General features: G+C 60.8%; 1 protein-coding gene and 1 pseudogene. Both read left to right on the forward strand.

The window, feature by feature from the left end:
• Window positions 1-137: pseudogene (locus AC1DRJ_RS28975) on the forward strand (OsmC family protein); the annotation flags it as partial.
• 61 nt (window positions 138-198) lie between these two features.
• Window positions 199-1,062: a pirin family protein gene (locus AC1DRJ_RS28980; protein ID WP_477805151.1), complete on the forward strand. Its 864-nt coding sequence runs from the start codon at window positions 199-201 to the stop codon at window positions 1,060-1,062.
• Window positions 1,063-1,111: the final 49 nt, after the last annotated feature.

Raw genomic sequence — 1,111 nt, forward strand, 5'->3', positions numbered from 1 at the left:
CCCTCAAGGGCGTGCTCACCGATGCACAGCGCGAAGAACTGCACCGCGTCGCCGACCGTTGCCCGATCCACAAGCTGATGACCACCACCGACGTCAGCATCGAAACTCATCTATCCGAAGGTGCGTTCAGCCAGTAGCGGCAACGGCTGCGCAAGCGGGTTATGCTCCACGCATCACCCGCTCAGCCTGGAATGCAGCATGAACACTCCGCTCGTGATCCGCCCCCGCATTGAAGATGTCGAAGGCCAGCCGATACTTCGGCCGTTGCCGTCAGCCAAGTGCCGCAGCGTCGGGCCTTTCGTGTTTTTCGACCACATGCTGCAAACCCGATATCCGGCGGGAAAAGGCATGAATATCCGCCAACATCCGCACATCGGCCTGTCGACCCTCACCTATTTGTTTGAAGGGCAAATCCAGCACAAGGACAGCCTCGGTTCCGATCAGGTGGTCAATGCCGGAGAAGTCAGCTGGATGACCGCCGGCAGCGCGATTGCCCACGTCGAGCGCACACCCGAAGCACTGAAGGACAGCGGTTTTACAATGCACGGTTTGCAGATCTGGCTGGCGTCACCCAAAGAACATGAACAGGGCCCGGGGCACTACAGCCATCATCCGGCCGATTCCTTGCCGGTTAGCGATAACCTTGGCGTGAAGATCCGGATGATTGCCGGGTCAGGCTTTTGTCTGGAATCGCCGGTGCCGGTGCTTTCGCCTACGTTGTATGCGGAGCTGAACCTGCAAACGGCGACCACGCTGCTGATTCCCACCGAGCATGAAGAGCGAGCGCTGTATGTCTTGAGCGGCGAGGCGCAGCTGGATGGCGAGGCACTGGAACTGAATTCTCTGGTGGTGTTGCCTGCGGGGGAAGAGATGACGCTGTTTGCCGAGAGCGACTGTCATGCTGTGTTGTTTGGCGGCGCGCCGCTGGACGGGCCACGGCGGATCAACTGGAATTTTGTGGCGAGTGATCCAGCGGCCATCGATGAAGCACGGCGGCGCTGGGCGGCCGGGGATTGGCCGACGGTGCCTGGGGAAAGTGAGCGGATCGAACTGCCGCGGTAGACCTGATCGCCTGATCGCCTGATCGTTCCCACGCTCCGCGTGGGAATGC

This window comes from Pseudomonas sp. P5_B2 (genome assembly GCF_056400445.1).